Source organism: Bacteroides hominis, from assembly GCF_033042785.2.
GTDB lineage: Bacteria > Bacteroidota > Bacteroidia > Bacteroidales > Bacteroidaceae > Bacteroides > Bacteroides hominis.
This window is the reverse complement of record NZ_CP178829.1, coordinates 522,057-542,547: the sequence shown is the minus strand read 5'-3', so window position 1 is coordinate 542,547 and position 20,491 is coordinate 522,057. Positions and strand designations below refer to the sequence as shown.

Annotated in this window: 26 protein-coding genes and 1 pseudogene; 14 read left to right on the top strand and 13 right to left on the bottom strand. The window is 50.0% G+C overall.

From position 1 onward, the window contains the following. Positions 1–4 precede the first annotated feature (4 nt). From R3O62_RS02545 to R3O62_RS02495, 11 genes and pseudogenes are all read left to right on the top strand, one after another. A complete protein-coding gene (locus tag R3O62_RS02545; protein ID WP_195580649.1) occupies positions 5–1,138 on the top strand; it encodes a hypothetical protein in 1,134 nt (377 codons plus the stop codon). Between the two features lie 27 nt (positions 1,139–1,165). Further along, positions 1,166–1,780 carry a conjugative transposon protein TraK gene (gene traK / locus R3O62_RS02540; protein WP_004294450.1) on the top strand — a complete coding sequence of 205 codons (615 nt, stop codon included), beginning with the start codon at positions 1,166–1,168 and terminating at the stop codon, positions 1,778–1,780. Between the two features lie 13 nt (positions 1,781–1,793). Next, on the top strand, positions 1,794–2,177 hold the full coding sequence (locus tag R3O62_RS02535; RefSeq protein ID WP_004289337.1) for a hypothetical protein: 384 nt from the start codon (positions 1,794–1,796) through the stop codon (positions 2,175–2,177). A gap of 72 nt (positions 2,178–2,249) precedes the next feature. Further along, a complete protein-coding gene (gene traM / locus R3O62_RS02530) occupies positions 2,250–3,401 on the top strand; it encodes a conjugative transposon protein TraM (protein ID WP_004289338.1) in 1,152 nt (383 codons plus the stop codon). Positions 3,402–3,414: 13 nt separating this feature from the next. Continuing rightward, entirely contained in the window at positions 3,415–3,768 is a 354-nt protein-coding gene (locus R3O62_RS02525) for a hypothetical protein (RefSeq protein WP_004289339.1), read from the top strand. Further along, positions 3,765–4,577, top strand: a complete 813-nt coding sequence (locus R3O62_RS02520) for a DNA-methyltransferase (protein WP_007478963.1) — start codon at positions 3,765–3,767, stop codon at positions 4,575–4,577. Before R3O62_RS02525 ends, R3O62_RS02520 begins: the two co-directional genes overlap by 4 nt. 9 nt (positions 4,578–4,586) lie before the next feature. Then, on the top strand, positions 4,587–5,438 hold the full coding sequence (gene traN / locus R3O62_RS02515; RefSeq protein WP_004289341.1) for a conjugative transposon protein TraN: 852 nt from the start codon (positions 4,587–4,589) through the stop codon (positions 5,436–5,438). Beyond that, a pseudogene (locus tag R3O62_RS02510) lies at positions 5,435–5,947 on the top strand (hypothetical protein). Before traN ends, R3O62_RS02510 begins: the two are co-directional and overlap by 4 nt. Positions 5,948–5,954: 7 nt before the next feature. After that, positions 5,955–6,626, top strand: a complete 672-nt coding sequence (locus R3O62_RS02505) for a hypothetical protein (protein WP_004289343.1) — start codon at positions 5,955–5,957, stop codon at positions 6,624–6,626. Positions 6,627–6,630: 4 nt separating this feature from the next. Continuing rightward, the gene (locus R3O62_RS02500; protein WP_004289344.1) at positions 6,631–7,119 is read left to right on the top strand and encodes a hypothetical protein; all 489 of its coding nucleotides are present in this window, start codon (positions 6,631–6,633) and stop codon (positions 7,117–7,119) included. A 7-nt stretch (positions 7,120–7,126) separates the two neighbouring features. Continuing rightward, a complete protein-coding gene (locus R3O62_RS02495) occupies positions 7,127–9,313 on the top strand; it encodes a type IV secretory system conjugative DNA transfer family protein (protein WP_008666805.1) in 2,187 nt (728 codons plus the stop codon). 87 nt (positions 9,314–9,400) lie between these two features. Here the strand turns inward: R3O62_RS02495 and R3O62_RS02490 are convergent, their stop codons facing one another. From R3O62_RS02490 to R3O62_RS02465, 6 genes are all read right to left on the bottom strand, one after another. Further along, a complete protein-coding gene (locus R3O62_RS02490) occupies positions 9,401–10,501 on the bottom strand; it encodes a PDDEXK nuclease domain-containing protein (RefSeq protein ID WP_413958310.1) in 1,101 nt (366 codons plus the stop codon). Positions 10,502–10,739: 238 nt separating this feature from the next. Further along, positions 10,740–10,925, bottom strand: a complete 186-nt coding sequence (locus R3O62_RS02485; protein WP_004289347.1) for a hypothetical protein — start codon at positions 10,923–10,925, stop codon at positions 10,740–10,742. Positions 10,926–11,160: 235 nt separating this feature from the next. Continuing rightward, positions 11,161–11,538 (bottom strand): hypothetical protein, encoded by a 378-nt coding sequence (locus R3O62_RS02480; protein WP_004289348.1) that lies wholly within the window; start codon positions 11,536–11,538, stop codon positions 11,161–11,163. Between the two features lie 40 nt (positions 11,539–11,578). Next, positions 11,579–11,851: a hypothetical protein gene (locus tag R3O62_RS02475; protein ID WP_004289349.1), complete on the bottom strand. Its 273-nt coding sequence runs from the start codon at positions 11,849–11,851 to the stop codon at positions 11,579–11,581. Positions 11,852–11,861: 10 nt separating this feature from the next. Beyond that, on the bottom strand, positions 11,862–12,134 hold the full coding sequence (locus R3O62_RS02470; protein WP_007219418.1) for a hypothetical protein: 273 nt from the start codon (positions 12,132–12,134) through the stop codon (positions 11,862–11,864). Between the two features lie 11 nt (positions 12,135–12,145). After that, the gene (locus R3O62_RS02465; RefSeq protein ID WP_005776149.1) at positions 12,146–12,343 is read right to left on the bottom strand and encodes a hypothetical protein; all 198 of its coding nucleotides are present in this window, start codon (positions 12,341–12,343) and stop codon (positions 12,146–12,148) included. Between the two features lie 369 nt (positions 12,344–12,712). On the opposite strand from R3O62_RS02465, the gene R3O62_RS02460 reads away from it, so the two are divergent. Both R3O62_RS02460 and R3O62_RS02455 read left to right on the top strand, forming a co-directional pair. Continuing rightward, entirely contained in the window at positions 12,713–13,027 is a 315-nt protein-coding gene (locus R3O62_RS02460) for a helix-turn-helix domain-containing protein (RefSeq protein ID WP_004289352.1), read from the top strand. Next, positions 13,024–14,322 (top strand): type II toxin-antitoxin system HipA family toxin, encoded by a 1,299-nt coding sequence (locus tag R3O62_RS02455; protein ID WP_317472924.1) that lies wholly within the window; start codon positions 13,024–13,026, stop codon positions 14,320–14,322. The genes R3O62_RS02460 and R3O62_RS02455 overlap by 4 nt, the downstream gene beginning before the upstream one ends. Before the next feature lie 218 nt (positions 14,323–14,540). On the opposite strand, the gene R3O62_RS02450 is transcribed toward R3O62_RS02455, so the two are convergent. Next, positions 14,541–15,017, bottom strand: a complete 477-nt coding sequence (locus R3O62_RS02450; protein ID WP_004289354.1) for a hypothetical protein — start codon at positions 15,015–15,017, stop codon at positions 14,541–14,543. 137 nt (positions 15,018–15,154) lie between these two features. On the opposite strand from R3O62_RS02450, the gene R3O62_RS02445 reads away from it, so the two are divergent. Then, positions 15,155–15,352 (top strand): hypothetical protein, encoded by a 198-nt coding sequence (locus tag R3O62_RS02445; RefSeq protein ID WP_153257584.1) that lies wholly within the window; start codon positions 15,155–15,157, stop codon positions 15,350–15,352. Between the two features lie 126 nt (positions 15,353–15,478). Here the strand turns inward: R3O62_RS02445 and R3O62_RS02440 are convergent, their stop codons facing one another. The 6 genes from R3O62_RS02440 to R3O62_RS02415 all read right to left on the bottom strand — a co-directional run bounded on the left by R3O62_RS02440 (position 15,479) and on the right by R3O62_RS02415 (position 20,171). After that, the gene (locus R3O62_RS02440; protein ID WP_004289356.1) at positions 15,479–15,994 is read right to left on the bottom strand and encodes a DUF4313 domain-containing protein; all 516 of its coding nucleotides are present in this window, start codon (positions 15,992–15,994) and stop codon (positions 15,479–15,481) included. A gap of 413 nt (positions 15,995–16,407) precedes the next feature. Beyond that, positions 16,408–16,575: a hypothetical protein gene (locus R3O62_RS02435; RefSeq protein WP_004289359.1), complete on the bottom strand. Its 168-nt coding sequence runs from the start codon at positions 16,573–16,575 to the stop codon at positions 16,408–16,410. Positions 16,576–16,631: 56 nt separating this feature from the next. Then, positions 16,632–18,386, bottom strand: a complete 1,755-nt coding sequence (locus tag R3O62_RS02430) for a ParB/RepB/Spo0J family partition protein (RefSeq protein WP_317472275.1) — start codon at positions 18,384–18,386, stop codon at positions 16,632–16,634. Between the two features lie 53 nt (positions 18,387–18,439). Beyond that, the gene (locus R3O62_RS02425; RefSeq protein ID WP_007219414.1) at positions 18,440–18,691 is read right to left on the bottom strand and encodes a hypothetical protein; all 252 of its coding nucleotides are present in this window, start codon (positions 18,689–18,691) and stop codon (positions 18,440–18,442) included. A 462-nt stretch (positions 18,692–19,153) separates the two neighbouring features. After that, entirely contained in the window at positions 19,154–19,408 is a 255-nt protein-coding gene (locus R3O62_RS02420; RefSeq protein WP_004289363.1) for a plasmid partition protein ParG, read from the bottom strand. 7 nt (positions 19,409–19,415) lie between these two features. Beyond that, positions 19,416–20,171 (bottom strand): ParA family protein, encoded by a 756-nt coding sequence (locus R3O62_RS02415; RefSeq protein ID WP_004289364.1) that lies wholly within the window; start codon positions 20,169–20,171, stop codon positions 19,416–19,418. Positions 20,172–20,491: the final 320 nt, after the last annotated feature.

Here is a 20,491-nt window from a genome sequence, read left to right as displayed (position 1 = left end):
ACCTATGGCAGACGGAAATATTCTTTCGGATTTCGGTATCGACCTCTTGGAAGAGGAGATCGACGACGTGATTTTTCAGACCAACGAGTTCCTGACCGACGCGACCTTTACCGGCTCGCAAGGTCCATTTTGGTGGATATTGCAGATGTGCATGGCGCTGGCCGCCCTGTTCGCTATCGTCATGGCGGCAGGCATGGCGTACAAAATGATGGTCAAGCACGAGCCTTTGGACGTGATGAAGCTCTTCAGACCGCTGGCCGTGTCGCTCATTCTCTGCTGGTGGTATCCTCCGGCAGACACGGGCATGGCAAACAGCGGGAGCAACTGGTGCTTTTTAGATTTCCTCTCCTATATCCCGAACTGCGTCGGTTCGTACACACATGACCTGTACGAGGCCGAAGCCTCGCAAATCTCGGACAAGTTCGAGAAAGTGCAGGAGTTGATTTACGTGCGCGACACGATGTACACTGCCCTGCAGGCACAAGCCGATGTCGCCCACACGGGTACGTCCGATCCCAACCTTATCGAGGCAACGATGGAACAAACTGGCGTGGACGAGGTTACGAACATGGAGAAGGATGCAGCGAAGCTGTGGTTCACGTCGCTGACATCGGGTGTCATCGTGGGAATAGACAAAATCATCATACTTATCGCCTTGGTGGTGTTCCGTATCGGTTGGTGGACTACGATTTACTGCCAGCAAATTCTTTTGGGAATGCTCACCATTTTCGGACCTATCCAGTGGGCGTTTTCGCTCCTGCCCAAATGGGAAGGCGCATGGGCGAAGTGGCTCACGAGGTATCTGACGGTGCATTTCTACGGGGCGATGCTCTACTTCGTGGGCTTCTACGTACTGCTGCTGTTCGACATCGTGCTCTGCATACAGGTGGAGAACCTGACGGCGATAACGACAAGCGAGCAGACGATGGCAGCTTACCTGCAAAACTCCTTCTTCTCGGCGGGCTATCTGATGGCGGCAAGCATCGTGGCCCTGAAATGCCTGAACCTCGTCCCCGACCTTGCGGCATGGATGATACCGGAGGGTGACACGGCGTTCTCAACCCGAAACTTCGGCGAGGGCGTGGCGCAGCAGGCTAAAATGACGGCAACAGGCGCAATGGGTACGGTAATGAGATAACAAAGTAACGATAAATATTCAAACAAAATGGTCATCAAGAATTTAGAGAACAAAATCAAACTGGTCGGAATTATTTGCACCGCCTTTCTTGTGGGCTGCGTCATCATCAGCGTGTCGAGTATCTGGACGGCCCGCACGATGGTTACGGACGCTCAAAAGAAAGTGTATGTGCTGGACGGCAACGTGCCCATACTGGTACGCCGCACGACAATGGAGGAAACGCTCGACGTGGAAGCCAAGAGCCATGTCGAAATGTTCCACCACTACTTCTTTACCCTTGCTCCCGACGACAAGTACATCCGCTACACGATGGAGAAAGCGATGTACTTAGTGGACGAAACGGGCTTGGCGCAGTACAATACGCTCAAGGAGAAAGGCTTCTATTCCAACATCTTGGGAACGAGTGCCGTCTTTTCGATTTTCTGCGACAGTATCACCTTCAACAAGGAGAAGATGGAGTTCACTTACTACGGGCGGCAGCGTATCGAACGGCGCAGCAATATCCTGATGCGCGAACTGGTTACGGCGGGACAGCTCAAGCGTGTACCCCGGACGGAGAACAACCCGCACGGGCTGCTCATCGTGAACTGGCGCACGCTGCTGAACAAGGACATCGAGCAAAAGACAAAAAGCAACTATTAACTCTACCAGCCCTATGAATATCAAAGGATTCAGACGTATGCTGTTCGGCGAGAAGATGCCGGACAAAAACGACCCGAAATACAAGGAGCGCTACGAACGCGACGTGGATGCCGGGCGACGCTTCGCCAAAGCGACACGTATCGACAAGGCAGTGGCCAAAGTACAGGGTTTCGCCAACGCCCACCGGACGCTGTTTCTCGTCATCGTATTCGGCTTCGCCATCTGCGGGCTGACATGGAATATTTACCGCCTGACGGTGGTGTACTGCCATCATCCAGTCCGCCGAACGGCCACGGAAATGCAGGATTCCGTGCTCCGGGAACGGCATAAGATGCTTTCCGTACCGCATGTACGAAGATTCGATACGAAGGAAAGCGGTACGGAAAGGCCGGAATAGAACGGCAGGCTTATGAATATGCCGTTTGAGAGAACTATAAGCAAGTATGTGCAACTCAATTAAAGGGAAACAATGAACAATATCTTCAAGAGAATCAATTTCAGGCAGCCGAAGTATATGCTTCCGGCTATCCTCTATATCCCCCTTCTCGGCACGTCGTACTTCATTTTCGACCTGTTCCATACCGAGAAGGCCGAGGTACAGGACAAGACACTCCAGACGACCGAGTTCCTGAATCCCGAATTGCCGGACGCCCAAATCAAGGGCGGCGACGGTATCGGCAGCAAGTATGAGAACATGGCCAAATCATGGGGCAAGATACAAGATTATTCCGCTGTGGACAACATCGAGCGGGACGAACCGGACGATAACCAAGAGGAATATGAATCGCAATACACCGAAGAGGATATCGCCCTGCTTGACCGGCAGGAAAAGGAGAAAGATCTGGCAGCGGAAGCGGCCGATGCCAAGAGGCGGGAGCAGGAAGCTCTCGCAGAACTGGAAAAAGCACTCGCCGAAGCGAGGTTGAGAGGACAACGGGAGGTCATGCCGTCCGCAACGGACAGCACCGCAACGGTGGCTCCGCCGGACACGATGACGCAGACCAAGGGAACCATCGACGAGGAAAGCCGTTCGGTCAAAGCTCCTGCGGAGACGGACAAGGCAAGCGAGGTGGTGAAGAAGGTAAAGACGACTTCGGACTACTTCAACACACTGGCGAAAGATGCACGGGAACCGAAACTCATCAAGGCGATCATCGACGAAAACATCAAGGCCGTGGACGGCTCGCGTGTGCGGCTGCGCCTGCTGGACGACATCGAAATCAACGAGAGCGTGGTCAGGCGTGGTACTTACCTGTATGCCACAGTCAGCGGTTTCTCTTCCGGACGTGTAAAAGGAAGCATCAACAGCATATTGGTGGAGGACGAACTGGTCAAGGTCAGCTTGTCAATCTACGATACGGACGGGCTGGAAGGACTTTACGTACCCATCAGCCAATTCCGCGAGACAAGCAAGGACGTGGCGAGCAGTGCCATGTCGGGCAGCATGAACATGAATACCAGCGGATACGGTAACAGCCTCGCCCAATGGGGTATGCAGGCGGTGAACAATGCCTACCAGAAAACGAGTAACGCCATCAGCAAGGCCATCAAGAAAAACAAGGTGAAGCTGAAATACGGGACGTTTGTGTATCTGGTGAACGGACGGGAAAACAGGAACTAAAAGGTCAGTGACAATGGAAACAGATATATCAAAACTTCATAAGGGAACGGACGGCTTCTATTACGAAGACTACATCGCTCCCGATAAGCCCGAAACATTCGTTGGGAAGCTCGTAAGTACCGAATGGTGGCACAAAGGGGTACGATTCGCCCTGATATGCAACTTTCAGGCAGTGGACGGGCGGAGGATTGCCTTATTCGCCTTCCAGAAGCATACCGGTTTTTACGGGCCGAGAGACGGTGCGGTCAATTTCAAACATGTGGAGAAGAATACCCTCTGGGAGTGTGAAATCCGGAAAACCCGGACGGAACGCTGTACCTGGATGAGCGCCCGGCAAATTGTAGAACCGAAAACAGACGCAATATGATAGAGACGGATCGCATTTACCTTATGGACTGCATGGAGGGCATGAAACAGATAGCGGATGGTAGCGTGGACGCCATAATCGCCGACCTACCTTACGGGGTGTTAAATCGCAGCAATCCGTCGGTGAACTGGGACCGCCAGATACCGTTAGCAGCCTTGTGGGAGCAATACCGGCGGATTACCAAGCCGGACAGCCCCATTATCCTGTTCGGGCAGGGGCTTTTCTCCGCATGGCTCATGCTGTCGCAACCCCGGCTATGGCGGTACAACCTCGTGTGGCAGAAAGATCGGGTGACGGGACATCTCAATGCCAAACGTATGCCGCTCCGGCAGCACGAGGATATTCTGGTATTCTATAAAAAACAGCCGGCCTATCATCCGCAGATGACACCGTGTCCTCCGGAACGGAGAAATCACGGGAGGCGTAAAACGGAGGGATTTACCAACCGTTGTTACGGAACGATGAAACTCTCACCGGTACGCATAGCCGATGACAAATATCCGACCTCGGTCATCTTCATGCCGAAGGAACACAAGAAAGGCGCGTTCTACCACCCGACACAAAAGCCCGTGGCGTTGATGGAGTACCTGATACGGACCTACACCGACGAAGGCGATGTTGTACTGGATAACTGTATCGGGTCAGGCACAACCGCCGTGGCCGCTATCCGCACGGGACGGCACTACATCGGATTTGAAATCGAACAGGCGTACTGCGAGATTGCCGAGCGGCGGATTCAGGAGGAACTGGAATGCAGGAACAAGGTACAAGAGGAAAAAGAGATAAGGGAAGAAAAACAAAATCAATAAATCAATGACATGGACAAAAAAGGAATCGTAACGGCATTTCTTCTGGCGGCAGGGCTGCTGGGAACGCCGAATGTACAGGCACAACGAACCTACGAGGAGATGGAACAACTTACGGTAAATGAACAGGTAACGACGGTCATCACGGCCTCGGAACCGGTACGCTTCGTGGACATCTCCACAGATAAGGTTGTCGGCGACCAACCGATAGACAATATCGTCCGCCTGAAACCGAAAGAGGGCGGACACGAGGACGGCGAGGTGCTGGCCATCGTGACTATCGTAACGGAACGCTACCGCACGCAGTATGCGCTGCTCTACACCACACGGGTGCGGGAGGCGGTAACTGACAAGGAAATCCAGTTGCAGGAACGGAACGCCTATCACAACCCGGCGGTCTCGATGTCCACCGTGGATATGACACGCTTCGCCCGGCGTATCTGGAACTCGCCCGCGAAGATCCGCAACGTCGCCACCAAGGCACATCGCATGACCATGCGGCTGAACAACATCTACTCCGTGGGTGAGTATTTCTTCATCGACTTCTCGATAGAGAACCGGACGAACATCCGCTTCGACATCGACGAGATACGGGTGAAGCTGGCAGACAAGAAACTGACCAAGGCGACCAACGCACAGGTCATCGAACTGACCCCGGCACTGGTGCTGGAGGCGGGCAAGACGTTCCGGCACGGCTACCGGAATGTGGTCGTGGTCAAGAAAATGACGTTCCCGAACGACAAGGTGCTGACCATCGAGATGACGGAGAAACAAATCAGCGGGCGTAACATCAGCCTGAATATCGACTATGAGGACGTGCTGTCAGCCGATTCGTTCAGCGCGGCATTGCTGGAGGAGGAATGACGATGAAAAAGACGATTATCCTGACGATTGCCTGCATGTGCCTCGCCGTAGGAGCGTATGCACAACGAGGCAGCGGCCGCCTCTCACTCGGTGCGGGGCTGCTGTACAAGAACGGGCTGGACGTGACGCTGGCCTACGAACACGAGATGAACTACCGCCATGCGTGGGAGTTCTTTGCCAACGGCTACCTGCAATAGGCAGAGTGCGAATCCTGCAAGCATGTATGCCCGAAATCTTTCTGGCGGAACTACCGCACCTACAGCTTCGGCGTGGCTTACAAACCCTGCGTCACGAGGGGACGCAACCATTACGGAAGCCTCCGAATCGGGGCTTCGGGCGGAAGCGACACGAAGAAGTTCCTTGCAGGACTGCATTTCGGCTACGAGCACAACTATGTGTTGCGGGCGGGCTGGACGCTATACTGGCAAGTCAAGGGAGACGTAATGATAAAGGGGGCCGACGTGCTGCGTACAGGGGTTGCCCTCGGCATTAAACTACCTATAAAATAAGGGAAAGATGAAACAGAACATTATCAGAAAAACGTGCCAGGTAGTGCCGGTTCTCCTCATAACCGGGGCGTTGGCTGCCTGCGACGCACATATAGAAGAATCCGAAGAAACAAAATATCCCGTACACGTCCTCTGTGTGGACGGGACAGTAATACCGTACAGTGAGTACGAACAATCCAAGGAACAGGCGATTGCCGTCGTCTTCCATATCGGCTCCGACGGGGAAACGGAAGGAAACGGCTATGCCGTCTATCTGTGGGATATGACGCCGAAAGCTTTTGCCGACAGCCTTGGTGTCGAGCAGGGTACGTCAGCAGACATCACGGCATACGACGGGAATGAGAACACGTTCGCCTTGTATGAAACAGAAGAGACAGCCTCGCCGATGGCTGAAGCCGTTTTTGCCCTGTGGAAATACGGGCAGAGCGCCTATGTTCCCTCGGTGGCTCAGATGCGCCTGCTGTATGCGGCACGTGGCATTATCAATCCGGTCATCGAGAAATGCGGCGGAGACCCGCTTCCGACCGAAGCCGACGAGTGCTGGTACTGGACATCGACGGAGGTGGAAGGACAGCAGACGGTCAAAGCATGGCTCTACTCGACAGCCAGCGGAGCCATGCAGGAAACGCCCAAGACGCAGGCGCATAAAGTGCGTCCCATTATAACCATCAACAACTGAATTTATGATTATGAACGGAATTAAAGATTTCAATGCACCACAATATGTGGATATAGTACATCCGGACAAAGGATTTTTCGGGTATCTGTTGAGATGCAAATGTCCTAAGCAAGAGGACGTTTCCGGTAATTACATATTCCTCGATGATGGAATAGACTGCTACGAGAGGTTTCCTTCCGCAAAGAACCGCAGGGAAGAAATCCGGACGGAATGGAACGGCCGTATCAGCCGTTACCATGATATTTTCCAAGGGCAGCTCTACTATGTCAATGAAGAATTGATTGAAGGTTTCATTGATTTCATGACTTGTGGCTCTAACGATGCTGTCCGGATTTTCCTTGAGAAGTTTACAGCGGAAGTACGGGCTTCTGCAATATATGACGCTTTAAGGCTTAAACCTCTATATGCAGTTTCCCATGTCTGCCAGCTTACTGCTGATAACCGTATGCAATGGCCTCATATCCATGTTCTCTGGGGCATTAAAAAGAATTGACATAGCAATGGAAGAGAGCAAGGAATTACAGGGATTTTACCGGATATTCCGTGCGGTGGTATATGTCTCCGTACTGATGGAGTTTTTCGAGTATGCCATCGACCCGGCTATGCTGGACCACTGGGGCGGCATACTCTGCGACATTCACGGACGTATCAAGCAGTGGACCATCTATAACGACGGAAACCTCGTGTACAGTAAGGTCGCCACGGTGCTACTCATCTGCATTACATGTATAGGCACCAGAGCCAAGAAACATTTGGAGTTCAACGCCCGGCGGCAGGTCTTGTACCCACTCATAAGCGGTTTTGTTCTGTTAGTGCTGTCCGTATGGCTGTTCGGTTATCCGATGGAGGCACGACTTTATACGCTGCCGCTGAATATTATCTTCTATATGACAACTTCCCTCGTGGGGGTTATCCTCGTGCATGTCGCACTGGACAACATCTCCAAGTTCCTCAAGGAGGGACTGATGAAGGACCGCTTCAACTTCGAGAACGAGAGTTTCGAGCAGTGCGAGGAACTGATAGAGACCCCGTACAGCGTGAATATCCCTATGCGGTATTACTACAAGGGCAAATTTCGTAAAGGCTGGACCAACATAACCAACTGTTTCCGTGGAACGTGGGTAGTCGGAACACCGGGGTCGGGTAAGACATTCAGTATCATCGAGCCGTTTATCCGGCAGCACTCGGCCAAGGGATTCGCAATGGTGGTCTATGACTATAAGTTCCCGACTCTGGCTACGAAGCTGTACTACCACTACAAGAAAAACCAGAAACTCGGCAAGCTGCCCCAAGGCTGCCAGTTCAACATGATTAATTTCGTGGACGTGGAGTACAGCCGCCGGGTAAATCCCATTCAGGCGAAATACATCAACAACCTCGCTGCGGCCAGCGAGACGGCGGAGACGCTGTTGGAGAGCCTGCAAAAAGGCAAGAAAGAGGGAGGCGGTGGCAGCGACCAGTTCTTCCAGACCTCGGCTGTGAACTTCCTCGCCGCCTGCATCTATTTCTTCGTGAACTACGAGCGCGAGCCTTATGATGTCAAAGGAAACAAACTGTACGCAGAGAAACGGCAAGACCCTGAAACGAAATTCTGGAAGCCAACGGGTGTGGTGCGGGACAAAGAGGGCGGAGAAATCGTTGAACCTGCCTACTGGCTGGGAAAATACTCGGACATGCCGCATATCCTGTCGTTCCTGAATGAGAGTTACCAAACCATTTTCGAGGTACTGGAGACCGACAACGAGGTAGCCCCATTGCTCGGTCCGTTCCAGACGGCTTTCAAAAACAAGGCAATGGAGCAGCTGGAAGGTATGATAGGTACGCTGCGTGTCTATACCTCGCGCTTGGCGACCAAAGAGAGTTACTGGATATTCCATCGTGACGGCGACGACTTCGACCTGAAGGTGAGCGACCCGAAGAATCCGAGTTACCTGCTGATAGCGAACGACCCGGAGATGGAGAGCATTATCGGGGCACTGAACGCCCTTATTTTGAACCGTCTCGTTACCCGCGTAAATACCGGGCAGGGCAAGAACATCCCCGTGAGCATTATCGTGGACGAGCTGCCGACACTTTATTTCCACAAGATAGACCGCCTGATCGGTACGGCACGAAGCAACAAGGTGAGCGTGACGCTCGGTTTCCAAGAGCTGCCGCAGCTCGAAGCGGATTACGGAAAGGTGGGTATGCAAAAAATCATCACGACGGTGGGCAATGTGGTGAGCGGTTCAGCCCGTGCCAAGGAGACGCTGGAATGGCTGTCAAGCGACATATTCGGCAAGGTGGTGCAAATCAAAAAGGGTGTCACGATAGACCGGGACAAAACTTCCATCAACCTGAATGAAAACATGGACAGCCTCGTACCCGCCTCGAAAATCTCGGATATGCCGACGGGCTGGATATGCGGTCAGACGGCACGGGACTTCATCCAAACAAAAACCGGTATAGGAGGTTCGATGAACGTACAGGAATCGGAGGAGTTCAAGACCTCGAAGTTCTTCTGCAAAACGGATTTCGACATGAAGGAAATCAAGAAGGAGGAAGCTGCGTATGTACCACTGCCGAAGTTCTACACGTTTAAGTCGAGGGAGGAACGGGAACGCATTCTTTACCGGAATTTCGTGAATGTGGGAATAGAGGTGAAAGAAATGATAAAGGACGTGCTGAACAAAAGGGGTGCGAAATAGAAAGTCGGCTTCCGTTATGGAAAGAAGCAAAACGCCTGCAATGATTCCGTGATTATTGCAGGCGTTTCGGTGTTTCCTATCTATTTTTCACACTTCCGAGGACTGTTCCCGACATTCGTCCATCAAGAACTGTTCTAATTGCTGACGGTTTGGCAACTGTAACTGGTATGTCGAAACAAAAAGATGATTATCCATACTGCCAAGGGCGTATTCCACCATCTTCTTTCCTTTGTGTGTACAAAGCAAAATACCGACCGGAGGATTGTCGCCCGGCTGCATTTCATTCTCGGCATAATAGCTGACATAGGCATTCAGCTGTCCTATGTGTTCATGGCGGAACTCGTCATTTTTTAATTCCACAATGACATTGCAATGAAGCAACCGGTTGTAGAAAACGAGATCCGCAAAATAATATTCTCCGTCTATGATGATGCGTTTCTGACGCGCCTCGAAACAGAAGCCTTTCCCAAGTTCCAGCAAGAACTCCTGCAAGTGTCCGAGCAGGGCTTCTTCAATATCGCTTTCCGTAACGACATCTTTGGCTTGGAGACCGAGAAACTCAAACGTATAGGGGTCGCGTATCTGCAAAAGCAGGGTGTGTCGCTCTGCCTTGCTGTCTGCAAGCATCATCGCTTTCATCTTATCCTCCGACAGTCCGATGCGAATGTGAAGGTTGGAAACAATCTGACGGCGTAATTCACGCACACTCCATGTTCCCCGAATACATTCCGTTTCATAGAAAAAACGTACCAACGGGTCTTCTATCGTAAGCAACTCCCTGATATGCGAAAAGGAAAGTGCAGAAACCAAATTCTCAGGGGGTGTATTGAACTGTTCAGAAAGCTTGCCTGCATTTTTCTTATTAACAGCGAAAGAGTCAATTTCCGGCAATTTGTGCGACACTGTCGCATAAATTTCTGATAACGGCAATTTATGCAACGCCGTCGCATGATTTGCGGAAACCAGTGTACCGATATGCGGATAATCTCTATAAAACAATCGTGAAAGTTGGAAAAGGGTGACATTCAGGCCCTTTTGCCCGATACGTTTTTCCAGACTTTTCAGCAGATTGTCCCCGTACTTGGCCCGGTCGCTGCCATTTTGTTCGTATTCAACAATATAACATCCGATTATCCAATTGCGTAACGTGGTTGCCTGATTGATGGTTTTAACCGCCACCCCACGCATTGAATCATCGACGGTTATAATCTTTTGAGCCAACTGCTCAAAGGATATGCTTTGTATTGAATTTGCTAATTGTTCCATATCTGACTGTAAATCGGAAACAAATATAGGAAAAATACAGGAGACACCGGTCGTTTGTTGCTGTTGAATTGATAATAACGGCATTAAAATGTATAGAGGGAGGGTGCACGAACCCGACGCTTGCACTCTGACCGATGGTGATTACCTGAAACGAGTCAAATCAAGTCATGGGATAATATTTGCCGCCTATCATAGACAGCAGCTGCTTGCGTTGTTTACCCTCCGAGTTCTTATACCCGATGTGCATCCACGACGGTACTCCCTGACTGTTTTCTTTCTCGGAAATCAACTGGTCAAACTCTCTTACTCTAAGAAAACCACGACAGAAACTCTTGAATTCCATCATATTGCCGTTTACGGGAATCAGGTCGAAGGCATAGCCGGAGTAATGCCCCCGTTATTACTTTGTGAACCTGCATCGCAAATATAAAGGGAGCAGGCAGTCACAGACAATCCGTTTTATGAACGACTGAAATCATTTACAAACGGCAGATTTTTATTCTTTTCTGCATTATATACAGAAAAGCCGTACCCTGTTCGTTTACCGACAAGGCACGGCTCTCGTCCCCCAAAAAGAGGAATCAGACAGTGACAACAGTTACATATAAATTCTGTCGCTCCTGTTCACAGAATTTATCATACTTGGCTTTGTCCGTACCGCTTTCGATAGCCCTGTCGATGACACCGCCCAGTTCATCGAAACAAACCTCGTTGTTCACACATTCCACGTCCATTCCCTTCACAAGATAAACCTCGTAATAGTCCGAACCATTGAGCACGACGATGACATATCCCGCGTGCAGTCGTCCGTTTACCTTGATTCGGAGTGCCGGCAAATCCCTGTATAGAGTGGCGGCAAATTCTTCGATACTCCATGACATGAGGACGGTCATGGGGGTTAACGCTACTAACTGTTCCTTAATGATCTGTGCAACCTGCATTACATATTCTTTTTCCATAACTCTAAGTTTGTAAGTTTATAAATTATTATTCCATGATTCACTCGAACCAGTCCGGGTTATCCTTTTTGAGTTCGGCTACCAGCTCGTTTTCGGGCAGTTGAAGGGTTCTCTCATCGGTAAAGAAGAAAACTTCGTCATAAATGCTTTCGGCTTCTTTACTGGCGAAACCTTCGTTTTCGTCATTGAAACTACCGGGCTGCAGAGCATCCAGCAGGGTGGTCGGGGCAATCAGCAGTTCTTCGCCATCGTTGGCTTCCACAATACGGCATACATAGCTCTTGCCGCCAAATTGAATTTCATTTGTTTTCATATTATCCTCCTTATTTTAATGGTATATTACGTCCGTGTTCATTGAGGTACTCCATGATGCACTTCGCTTCCTCGTGCGAGGCTTGGTTTCGTTCGTCATAGTGCCGCGTTTCGTCCGCCATGACCTTGATACACGCCTTAATCAGGCGATACAGGCTTTGCTGAAGCGTGGGGTGCATGTCGGGGATTGCCGCTGCGAACCGTTCGGGGTTGAAACTGAAACTGTTTACCGCCATTTCCCAGTCTTTGGCGAGGCGATATTCTTTGCTTTCTTTAATGTCCATATTCTTGAATTTTAATAGTTCTCGTTGCATATTTTGTCAAGTTCCCTAATTATGGGTGTCACCTCTTTGCCTGTAAGCCTTTCTATGTCATACAGCAAATGCTCCAAGCGGTCATACGCCTTTTCTCCCGCTTTTGTAAATTCTCCGGTGCTGTCGAATGCGTTACCTTCACACCCCAGTTCTTGCAATAATTCTTCTAATGTCTTCATTTGTTGAATTTTTAATGATTGTTTTTCTTTCCCTCTGCTCGGCTTCCTTGTTACCGGAGCCGCTTCGGGTTTTATGGTGCTTTCCGGGGCTGGCGAAAAAGCCCTTTCCGACGTTTTTTCTTGCCAATTACGCTTCGTAGAAGGAAGAATTTGCAAGAAATGCAATTCAAAACGACGGAATCAGGCGCGACAGCCCATATTTGCACCGATAAAAACCGATGCGGTGACGGACAGGAAAGCCAGACGGAAGAGAATACGGAGACCTGAAAGTGGTAGAAAAGGACGGCTGGAAACTAAAAAAGAAAATTATATATCTATATATGGATAATTGTTGCTATATTTGCATATAAATAGTGATATATTGATATTATGGGAGCAACGAACTATACCACAAACAGCGATATGCTGACGCTTCTGGCGTTGCGTGTCAAGGAGTACCGTCTGGCAGCTCGCATGAGCCAGAAGGAGCTGGCCGAACAGTCGGGCGTGAGCCAGACGACAATCAGCCATTTTGAACAAGGGGTCAGCCGTAACCTAACCTTGGCCAATTTCATCTCCCTGCTGCGTGCGCTCGGTCAGGAACAGCGGCTCGCGGAAATCCTGCCGGAACTGCCCATGCCGCCGATGGCACTTCGGGAAATTGAGAAACTGATACCTAAACGAGTTAGGAGGGGCAAGAAATGATAGAAAGTCTCGATGTAATCCTATGGGATAAAAAGGTCGGCACGCTTGTCGCCAACCAGGAAGGACACCGCAGCAAAGCCTGTTTCTACTTCGACAGCGATTATGTCCGCAACGGCTATGATATCGCCCCGCTCCGTGCGCCGGTAAAAGGGGTTGCCGCACAGCGCGGCCTGCCGGTCTATCCCGATGAAGAGCGGCTTTTCGGCGGCCTGCCGTCGTTCATAGCCGATTCACTGCCCGACCATTGGGGAAACACCGTGTTCAACGAATGGGCCAAAGTGCATCATATCCGTATGAGGGACTTGTCCGCCCTCGACCGTCTCGCCTATATCGGACGGCGTGGCATGGGGGCATTGGAGTTCGTCCCGCCCACTGCCGAGGAACTGGAGACACCGTTCAAGGTCGAGATCGCCGATCTCTACCAACTGGCCCGGCAGGCTTTCGAGGAAGCCGGACGGTTCAACGTCCCGGTATCGGGCAACCTGATGGTCGAAAGCCTGTTCAAGGTGGGTACGTCCGCAGGAGGGCGACGGCCCAAGGCAGTGGTCAACGTCAATTTCGAGGAGGGACAATGTTACTCCGGACAGGTGGCGACCCCTTATCCGGGCTACACGCCGATGATCGTCAAGTTCGACGAACACCAGAAGATGCCGACGACACGGATAGAATACAGCTATTACCTGATGGCTGTGGATGCCGAGCTTCAGATGATGCCGAGCCGCCTGCTTGAAGGCGAGCAGACAGCGCACTTCCTGACCGAGCGTTTCGACCGCCAGAACGGCAAGAAGGTGCATATCCAGACATTGGCTGCCATGAACCCCTCGGCGGATTCTTACGAAGCACTGTTCGAGGCAGCTTGCCGTATCGGCGTGCCGCCGGGGGAACTCCGGCAACTGTTCCGCTCGATGGTGCTGAACGTTCTGGGCGGGAACGTCGATGACCATAACAAGAATTTCAGCTTCCTGATGGACGACGACGGGCATTGGCACGTTGCTCCGGCCTATGACTACACGTTCTCGGTCGATCCGGCCGCACCGTATTACGTCAACCGCCACAGCATGACAGTCAACAACAAGACGGAGGGCATTACTGCGGAGGATTTGCTGGAAGTAGCCCGCCGGTATGGTATAAAGGCCGCAGAGCCGTTCATAGAAAAGGCCATAGGTATCGTCTCGCATTACCCGGAATACGGCCGGGAGGCCGGTGTCGGAGAGGAATGGATAGGAACGATAGAAAAGGAAATCGCCGCACGAATAGAGTGCGTGAGCGACAACCGGGCAGACCGATTAAAATAGAGCGTGGGATTTCATGTAGGGGAAATGAGGGGGTGTGTCAAAACTAAAATGTCCCCTCCGAAAAGTTATAGATTGTAACTATGACATTTTAAAACGGTCGTATTAAGCTCTGTATTGAGTAATGATACGACCCTTTTTTAGCCTTTGAGGGTACTCAAATTTCAAATTCTAAGTTCATAGCTTCAAAAATTGAGTTTTGACACACTCTCTTGTCATTGTCATTCCGCCCCTTTCTTGCTTAGGAGGGTCAACTGGTCGGGACGGTCGGGAAACCAATAGGCGTCGCTGTCAAGATACACACATCTGTCACCGTTCCAAGGCTTCCTGAAAGCTAATACCTCTTGGGGGCCGAATACTACTCCATAATCGTTTGTAAATGCCACTATGTCGCCTACAGCCAAATCGTCCTCCGTATCCATGACTTCGGAAAGGCGATTGTAAAACTCCATGCCTTCGGCTTCACGTTCCGCTTTCCAGCGCAAAAAATCCTCTTTGTGACTTCTGCCCGTACTTATCGGTGATAATTCCGAAGGCAAAACCTCCGCTTCCGAAGTACCGGACGAAATCAGAATAATGCTGTCGTCTTCCATGTTTTCCGGTGCAGAAATCACTCGGTAAGCCCCGTCGGACAAACCGTTGTCCGGGTCATGCCAATAAAGCAGATTCCCGGTCTTGATAAAATCGTATTTTCCCATTGTCTTGTGAGTTATTGATTATTTATTTTCCTTTTTTCGATTCCTTTCCTTCGGAATCGCTTCGAGGTTTTACAGATGCAATGCACGGTCGTCGGCACGGCTTCATACGACGGCTCTTCTTGCCAATTACGCTTCACTTGGGAAGGAAGAATTTGCAAGAAGTGCACTTCAAGCCGGCGAATCAAGCGCGACGTCCGACTTTCGCATCGGATAAAACCCGTGCGGTGAGGGCCGGAAAAGTCGGATGGGAAGAACAGGCGGTTCATACCGCTACAAAAGGGAAAGAATGCAATTATAAGAGGAAATGGGCGGTGGCGGGGTATCCGGGAGGCTGACTATAAAAGGACGAAGGCGGGCGATAAAGACAAAGGAGACAGCGCACTGACTGTATTATCGGTACGCTATCTTGTACATTCAATTTTCGGAACCCGATGCTTTTCTATTCGTGGAACAATCCTTTTTCAAAAACATTCTTCTCCGAATAGCTCGATGTTCGCTTTTTGGAAAATTTGCGGGTTATGCTGATAAAGAAGCGGCAGGTTCAACATAGCCATAGGGTATTCCACGAAGCCGCTCCTGCGCTTATACTCGGAATCGGTCGCCAGTCCGTTTTTCACCAAGAACTCCATTGCTTCGGGGTAATGATTGACGTCGATAAATGTACGGTCCGGCAGACCGAGTGCGTCCATTTCCTCCAAATTAACGGAAAGCACGATATATTCGTCTTCATCTTCCACCATTACCAAGGTGAGAGCCAACCAACCATTGCGGTAAAACTCTGGTACGAGGTAATACTGTTCGCCTCTGAACTCGTATTCTTTCTGCCTGAAAGAGCTGTCCGGCTCTACGATTTCAAATTCATCTTCACCTGCGGCAAAAGCAATCATAGGGTTACTGGCATCTACATACGCTTCACCTGCTTTGTAGCACAAATACTCTCTGTTTTCGGAACGCACGATAGCAAATTGAATTTCCATAAAATTTTAACATTAATCAGTTGAACAATCTGTTTATTTTTTCCCTCCTTTCGGAAGCCTTCAGGCTTCTCCCGTCGGGATTTGATTTTTACGTGCATCAAAGATTGCCTTTCAGGGAGAAACAGGCAAGGAATTTGGGCAGAATTTTATAGTTGCGGTATTGAGCGTCCGCGAAATATGGACGATTGAAAATCGGGAAAGCTGCTGAAAAATTGTGTTCAAATAGCGTAGCGGTACTTGAATGTTCCTCCAAGGCAATACCTTTGCACCGGAAAAAGCATGTCCCGACGGGCAGAGCCGTCGGCGAAGGGATTTCCATACAAAAGGAAAACGAAGGGGTAAAAAGGGAGATCTGCCGGCGGCAGTGCTAAAAAAGACAGCCACTCCTGCGGCTATCTCCCTGTAGCGTTGCGCTATTTTTTTCCGGCCTTGCTATCCGGCTTGTCTTTCCGTTTCTTCGGAGAAAACAATCCGTTGAAACAAACCGTCGTGGCAAAGGTACGTGCCTGTGTCGCATTGCACAATCCTGCTCCGGGCATTGTTGCACCGTTGTAATGTTTGCAGTCCTTACATTTCATCATTACCTCTTTTTAGAAACCAGCAGGGCGGATTTCTCCGTCCTGCTATTGAATTATGGTCAAGCAGCAACCTCTTCGGTTTGCGTATGTTCTTCGGGTTGTACCTCTGCCGTGGGTTGTGTATTTTCCGCCTCGGCGGTTTCTTCGGGCTTTGTCTGCCGTTCCTTTGCCAACAAGGCGGCTTTGCGTTCCTCGATACGTTTATGGCGTTTCTCATACACCTCATTATATCCACTTTCAATTTCGGCGAGCGTGTCGGGCATGTGCTTACGGGCAAAATCGAGCAAGAGGGTGGCAGTAGCGTTATTGCCGTATGCGCCTTTGAAGTTGTCTATCAAGAAATCCCTGCGGATAACGGCTTTCTGCTTGGCCGTTAGGTTGGCGATGATGTTCATCTTTTCTTCGTCCTCAAGGTGTTGGTAGGCTTTTTTCTCCCCGATACCGAATACCCCGAAGTGTTCCCTGCGGAGAGACGACAGCAGGAAGAAATATATCATCTTTTCCTCGTCCTGCGTGAATTTGCTTTCGGACATATCGACGTCCAAAATCTGTTTCTTAGCGTCTGCAACGGTTTTCTCGACGGCTATTTCCTTGTTACGTTTGTCCTGCTTCTCCAGTTTTTCCACCGGGGAGAGTTGTTTTTCGGTAGCCATGTCCGCATTGGCGGCAGCACTTGCCATATAACACAGCGTAATTTCTTTCTGTCCGATACTAATATAAAACGTGAGTTCGCCCGTGTCAATTCGTTCATGGATTGACTTGCTTTTTTCCATATAGTTGCTGAAATCCTGCTCGTACTCCTTGTATGCCTCCTCGTATTCCTCGATAGTGTCGTATTCTTCCTTTTCGGGAGCTACCGGCGTTTCGGGGTATGGCGTGGCATAGGTATTTAGGTGCTCGACCTCGTACCCCATAGCGGTAAGGCGTTCCACCGCAATCATGTTGTTGTTGAAATCTTGGTAGCATAGCGATACGGAGGGGTATTGTTCCACGAACTGCACGGCTTTCTCCACGAGATAGGAAGCGTTCATTTCGGCCAGACAACTCCGGTTGGCGCAATTTCCGCAACCACCCTCGCAGAACAACATCATGTTGTTGGTATTGTGGGGGCATGAGGCGCACAAGGTCTTGTCGAATGCGTAACGGCTAAGGTCTGTCGTGAAATCCCGTTCGATAAACTTTGCCACCTCGGCGGCTTTCAGTCCTCGCCAACAGTCGTACAACATGCTGTCGCTGTCTTTCAAATGTTTGTAGTACACCTCTTTTTGAATATCCGTACCGTATCGGCAAATCTCACTCGCCACGCTGATTGTAATTTCGTCCTTTTCCAAAAGTTCGGCTATTTCGGGTATCAGTGAGACGAATTTCAGACGGGTACGGATATAGTTCTCGTTCTTGCCGAACTGCTCGGCCAATGACTGCACATCATAGCGACCGCTCTCCATAAGTTTTTGGTAGGCGTTGGCTTCCTCTATGGGGGTAACGTCCTTGCGCTGCAGATTCTCCGTCACGGCCATTTCGGCGGCGGTCTCGTCCGAAACATGCAAGATGACGGCTGAAATCTCGGTCAGTTCTGCCATAAGGGCGGCACGATACCTGCGCTCTCCGAAAACAATCTCGAAGCGGTCGGTGTCCGCAATGGGGCGCACGCCGATAGGTTGCAACACTCCCTGCTGACGAATACTCTCGGCCAGTTCGGCAAGGCTCACCTCGTCAAAGTGCTTGCGTGGGTTATAACTGCTCGGCTGAATATTCATCAATGCAACCGATACGATGTTGTTCTCTACTACTGATTGAATGTTTGCTGTTTCCATAATTCATAAATTTTAATTTGTTATTACATTAGATTGTTTGATTACTATTGTCTTTATTGTGCGGTGTCAAACTCGTACTCCTGCGGATTGTCGTACCCGTCGAACACTACCCGAAAAGTGTCAAAGTCCTTTCTGCCCGCCAGTCTGACGGTATCTCTTTTCCCGATGAAATAGGGTTCATTCATTGTCCGAAACGGTGCGCCGAGCGTTATCCTATCCACCAACGTACAAACTTTGTCGGGTTGTTCGGGCATGATATAACCCAGTGCGTACTCGTTATAAACTACCAATTTGATTTTATCCATATCGCTGTCAATTTTACGTTGTTTTTTCTTTCCCTCCTTTCGGTTCCTTTCTCTGCCTGAACCGCTTTGAGGTTTTACGGATGCGGTGCACGGCTGTCGGTACAGCTTCATACGACGGCTTTTCCTGCCAATTACTCTTTCGTAGAAAGGAAGAATTTGCAGGAAATGCACTTCAAGCCGCCGTATCAAGCGCGACAGCGGACCTTTGCATCTGATAAAACACAACGGTGACGGCAGAGAATGAAGCCGGGACAGCGGTAAAGGAATCGGTAAAAAAGGGATATGCCCGTCAGGGTTAGAATAGGGATAAAACGGGCAATGTGCCTGTACTTGCGGGCAGGTAAAAAGAAAAAGATGGTAAGACTATAAAGGTGGAATGCGCCCTATGGAAAACAGCGGGCGGATAAAAAAGGACGCATGGCTACCGTCTCCGGGGTGGGCAGATGCGGCAGCCATGCCTGTTTACTGTTCGTTCTTTTCCAGATATTCTTTCATTGCCTCGTTCACGATGTCTTTCAGCGACATGTTCTTCTTGATGGCGAGGAATTTCATACGGGTATGAATGCTTTTGTTGATGACGAAGTTGCAATGAACCGCCGTTTCTTTCTCCGTGGGGGCTGCTACCGGCTGTTTTCCGCCGGTAGATTTTTTCGTGGACGACAGCAACCCGTCCAGTCCGCCCTTCATACTGTCTTTCAGTAAATCGCTCTTGCTCATATCGGGGTTATTTTAATTTCAGTACCTCTTGCGCCAGAGCCATGTAGTCCTTAGCCCCGTTGCTGTTCTTGCTGTACTCGAAGATGTTCTTGCCCTTTATGGGCGCTTCGGCCAAAGATACATTGTCCCGTATAACGGTCTTGAACACCTTGTCGCAGAATGAATCCTTGACGAGTTCGGCCACGCTCTTGTTCAGCGTCTTGCGTTTGTCAAACTGCGTAATGACGATACCGCCAATGGCGAGTTTCGGGTTCAAGCGTTCCTGGACGGTGGCAATCACGTTCATGATTTTGGCCATGCCGCGCATGGCGAGGAACTGTGCCTGTACCGGGATAATCAGGTAGTCTGCCGCAGTAAGGGCGTTCAGTGTAAGCAATCCCAGCGAGGGTGGACAGTCGATAAGGATATAATCGAATTTCCGGTGATCGAGCGATTTGGCTATTAGCCCGCTCAATATCAGTTCCCGTCCCGGCTCGTTGATGAGTTCGGCCTCGGCAGCCGAGAGATCGAGACAGGACGGTACGACGGTAACACCTCCTGCCGTTTCAACTAACGGCAAGGGGTATTTGCCTTTCATCGCCCCGTACACGGTCTGTTCCTCCTCAATGGAGAGGCCGAAGGATTCCGTGAGATTTGCCTGACCATCCATGTCGATAGCCAGCACGCGCTTTTTCTTCTGCTGCAAGGCCGCAGCCAGATTGATGGTGGTGGTCGTCTTTCCGACCCCGCCTTTATGGTTTAGAACCGCAATTATTTTTGTCATAACATATTGCCTTTAAATTCAATACAAAGATAATACTATTTTTAGTAATTACTAATTTTAGTATATACTAATTTACTACAATATATAATTTTAGTATATTAGTATTATAGTATTTACTATTATACTAAATATAGTATATACTATACAGTAAGGCAGATTTGCTCTGTACTACAGTACTTTTTAAATGCAAGAATTAAGTGTATTCTTCAGAAAAAATCCTTCGAGTACACTTTACAGATGAGTACAAAAAACAAGAGAATCCATAGCAATTATTGTAGCAATAGATTCTCTTGTCTAATAAGGCTTGGTTTATTTATCAG

Bases quoted from the DNA above. Each gene is read 5' to 3' on its own strand.
- R3O62_RS02545 (WP_195580649.1), top strand. From the start codon at position 5: ATGGCAGACGGAAATATTCTTTCGGATTTCGGTATCGACCTCTTGGAA.
- traK (WP_004294450.1), top strand. From the start codon at position 1,166: ATGGTCATCAAGAATTTAGAGAACAAAATCAAACTGGTCGGAATTATT.
- R3O62_RS02535 (WP_004289337.1), top strand. From the start codon at position 1,794: ATGAATATCAAAGGATTCAGACGTATGCTGTTCGGCGAGAAGATGCCG.
- traM (WP_004289338.1), top strand. From the start codon at position 2,250: ATGAACAATATCTTCAAGAGAATCAATTTCAGGCAGCCGAAGTATATG.
- R3O62_RS02525 (WP_004289339.1), top strand. From the start codon at position 3,415: ATGGAAACAGATATATCAAAACTTCATAAGGGAACGGACGGCTTCTAT.
- R3O62_RS02520 (WP_007478963.1), top strand. From the start codon at position 3,765: ATGATAGAGACGGATCGCATTTACCTTATGGACTGCATGGAGGGCATG.
- traN (WP_004289341.1), top strand. From the start codon at position 4,587: ATGGACAAAAAAGGAATCGTAACGGCATTTCTTCTGGCGGCAGGGCTG.
- R3O62_RS02505 (WP_004289343.1), top strand. From the start codon at position 5,955: ATGAAACAGAACATTATCAGAAAAACGTGCCAGGTAGTGCCGGTTCTC.
- R3O62_RS02500 (WP_004289344.1), top strand. From the start codon at position 6,631: ATGATTATGAACGGAATTAAAGATTTCAATGCACCACAATATGTGGAT.
- R3O62_RS02495 (WP_008666805.1), top strand. From the start codon at position 7,127: ATGGAAGAGAGCAAGGAATTACAGGGATTTTACCGGATATTCCGTGCG.
- R3O62_RS02490 (WP_413958310.1), bottom strand. From the start codon at position 10,501: ATGCGTGGGGTGGCGGTTAAAACCATCAATCAGGCAACCACGTTACGC.
- R3O62_RS02485 (WP_004289347.1), bottom strand. From the start codon at position 10,925: ATGATGGAATTCAAGAGTTTCTGTCGTGGTTTTCTTAGAGTAAGAGAG.
- R3O62_RS02480 (WP_004289348.1), bottom strand. From the start codon at position 11,538: ATGGAAAAAGAATATGTAATGCAGGTTGCACAGATCATTAAGGAACAG.
- R3O62_RS02475 (WP_004289349.1), bottom strand. From the start codon at position 11,851: ATGAAAACAAATGAAATTCAATTTGGCGGCAAGAGCTATGTATGCCGT.
- R3O62_RS02470 (WP_007219418.1), bottom strand. From the start codon at position 12,134: ATGGACATTAAAGAAAGCAAAGAATATCGCCTCGCCAAAGACTGGGAA.
- R3O62_RS02465 (WP_005776149.1), bottom strand. From the start codon at position 12,343: ATGAAGACATTAGAAGAATTATTGCAAGAACTGGGGTGTGAAGGTAAC.
- R3O62_RS02460 (WP_004289352.1), top strand. From the start codon at position 12,713: ATGGGAGCAACGAACTATACCACAAACAGCGATATGCTGACGCTTCTG.
- R3O62_RS02455 (WP_317472924.1), top strand. From the start codon at position 13,024: ATGATAGAAAGTCTCGATGTAATCCTATGGGATAAAAAGGTCGGCACG.
- R3O62_RS02450 (WP_004289354.1), bottom strand. From the start codon at position 15,017: ATGGGAAAATACGATTTTATCAAGACCGGGAATCTGCTTTATTGGCAT.
- R3O62_RS02440 (WP_004289356.1), bottom strand. From the start codon at position 15,994: ATGGAAATTCAATTTGCTATCGTGCGTTCCGAAAACAGAGAGTATTTG.
- R3O62_RS02435 (WP_004289359.1), bottom strand. From the start codon at position 16,575: ATGATGAAATGTAAGGACTGCAAACATTACAACGGTGCAACAATGCCC.
- R3O62_RS02430 (WP_317472275.1), bottom strand. From the start codon at position 18,386: ATGGAAACAGCAAACATTCAATCAGTAGTAGAGAACAACATCGTATCG.
- R3O62_RS02425 (WP_007219414.1), bottom strand. From the start codon at position 18,691: ATGGATAAAATCAAATTGGTAGTTTATAACGAGTACGCACTGGGTTAT.
- R3O62_RS02420 (WP_004289363.1), bottom strand. From the start codon at position 19,408: ATGAGCAAGAGCGATTTACTGAAAGACAGTATGAAGGGCGGACTGGAC.
- R3O62_RS02415 (WP_004289364.1), bottom strand. From the start codon at position 20,171: ATGACAAAAATAATTGCGGTTCTAAACCATAAAGGCGGGGTCGGAAAG.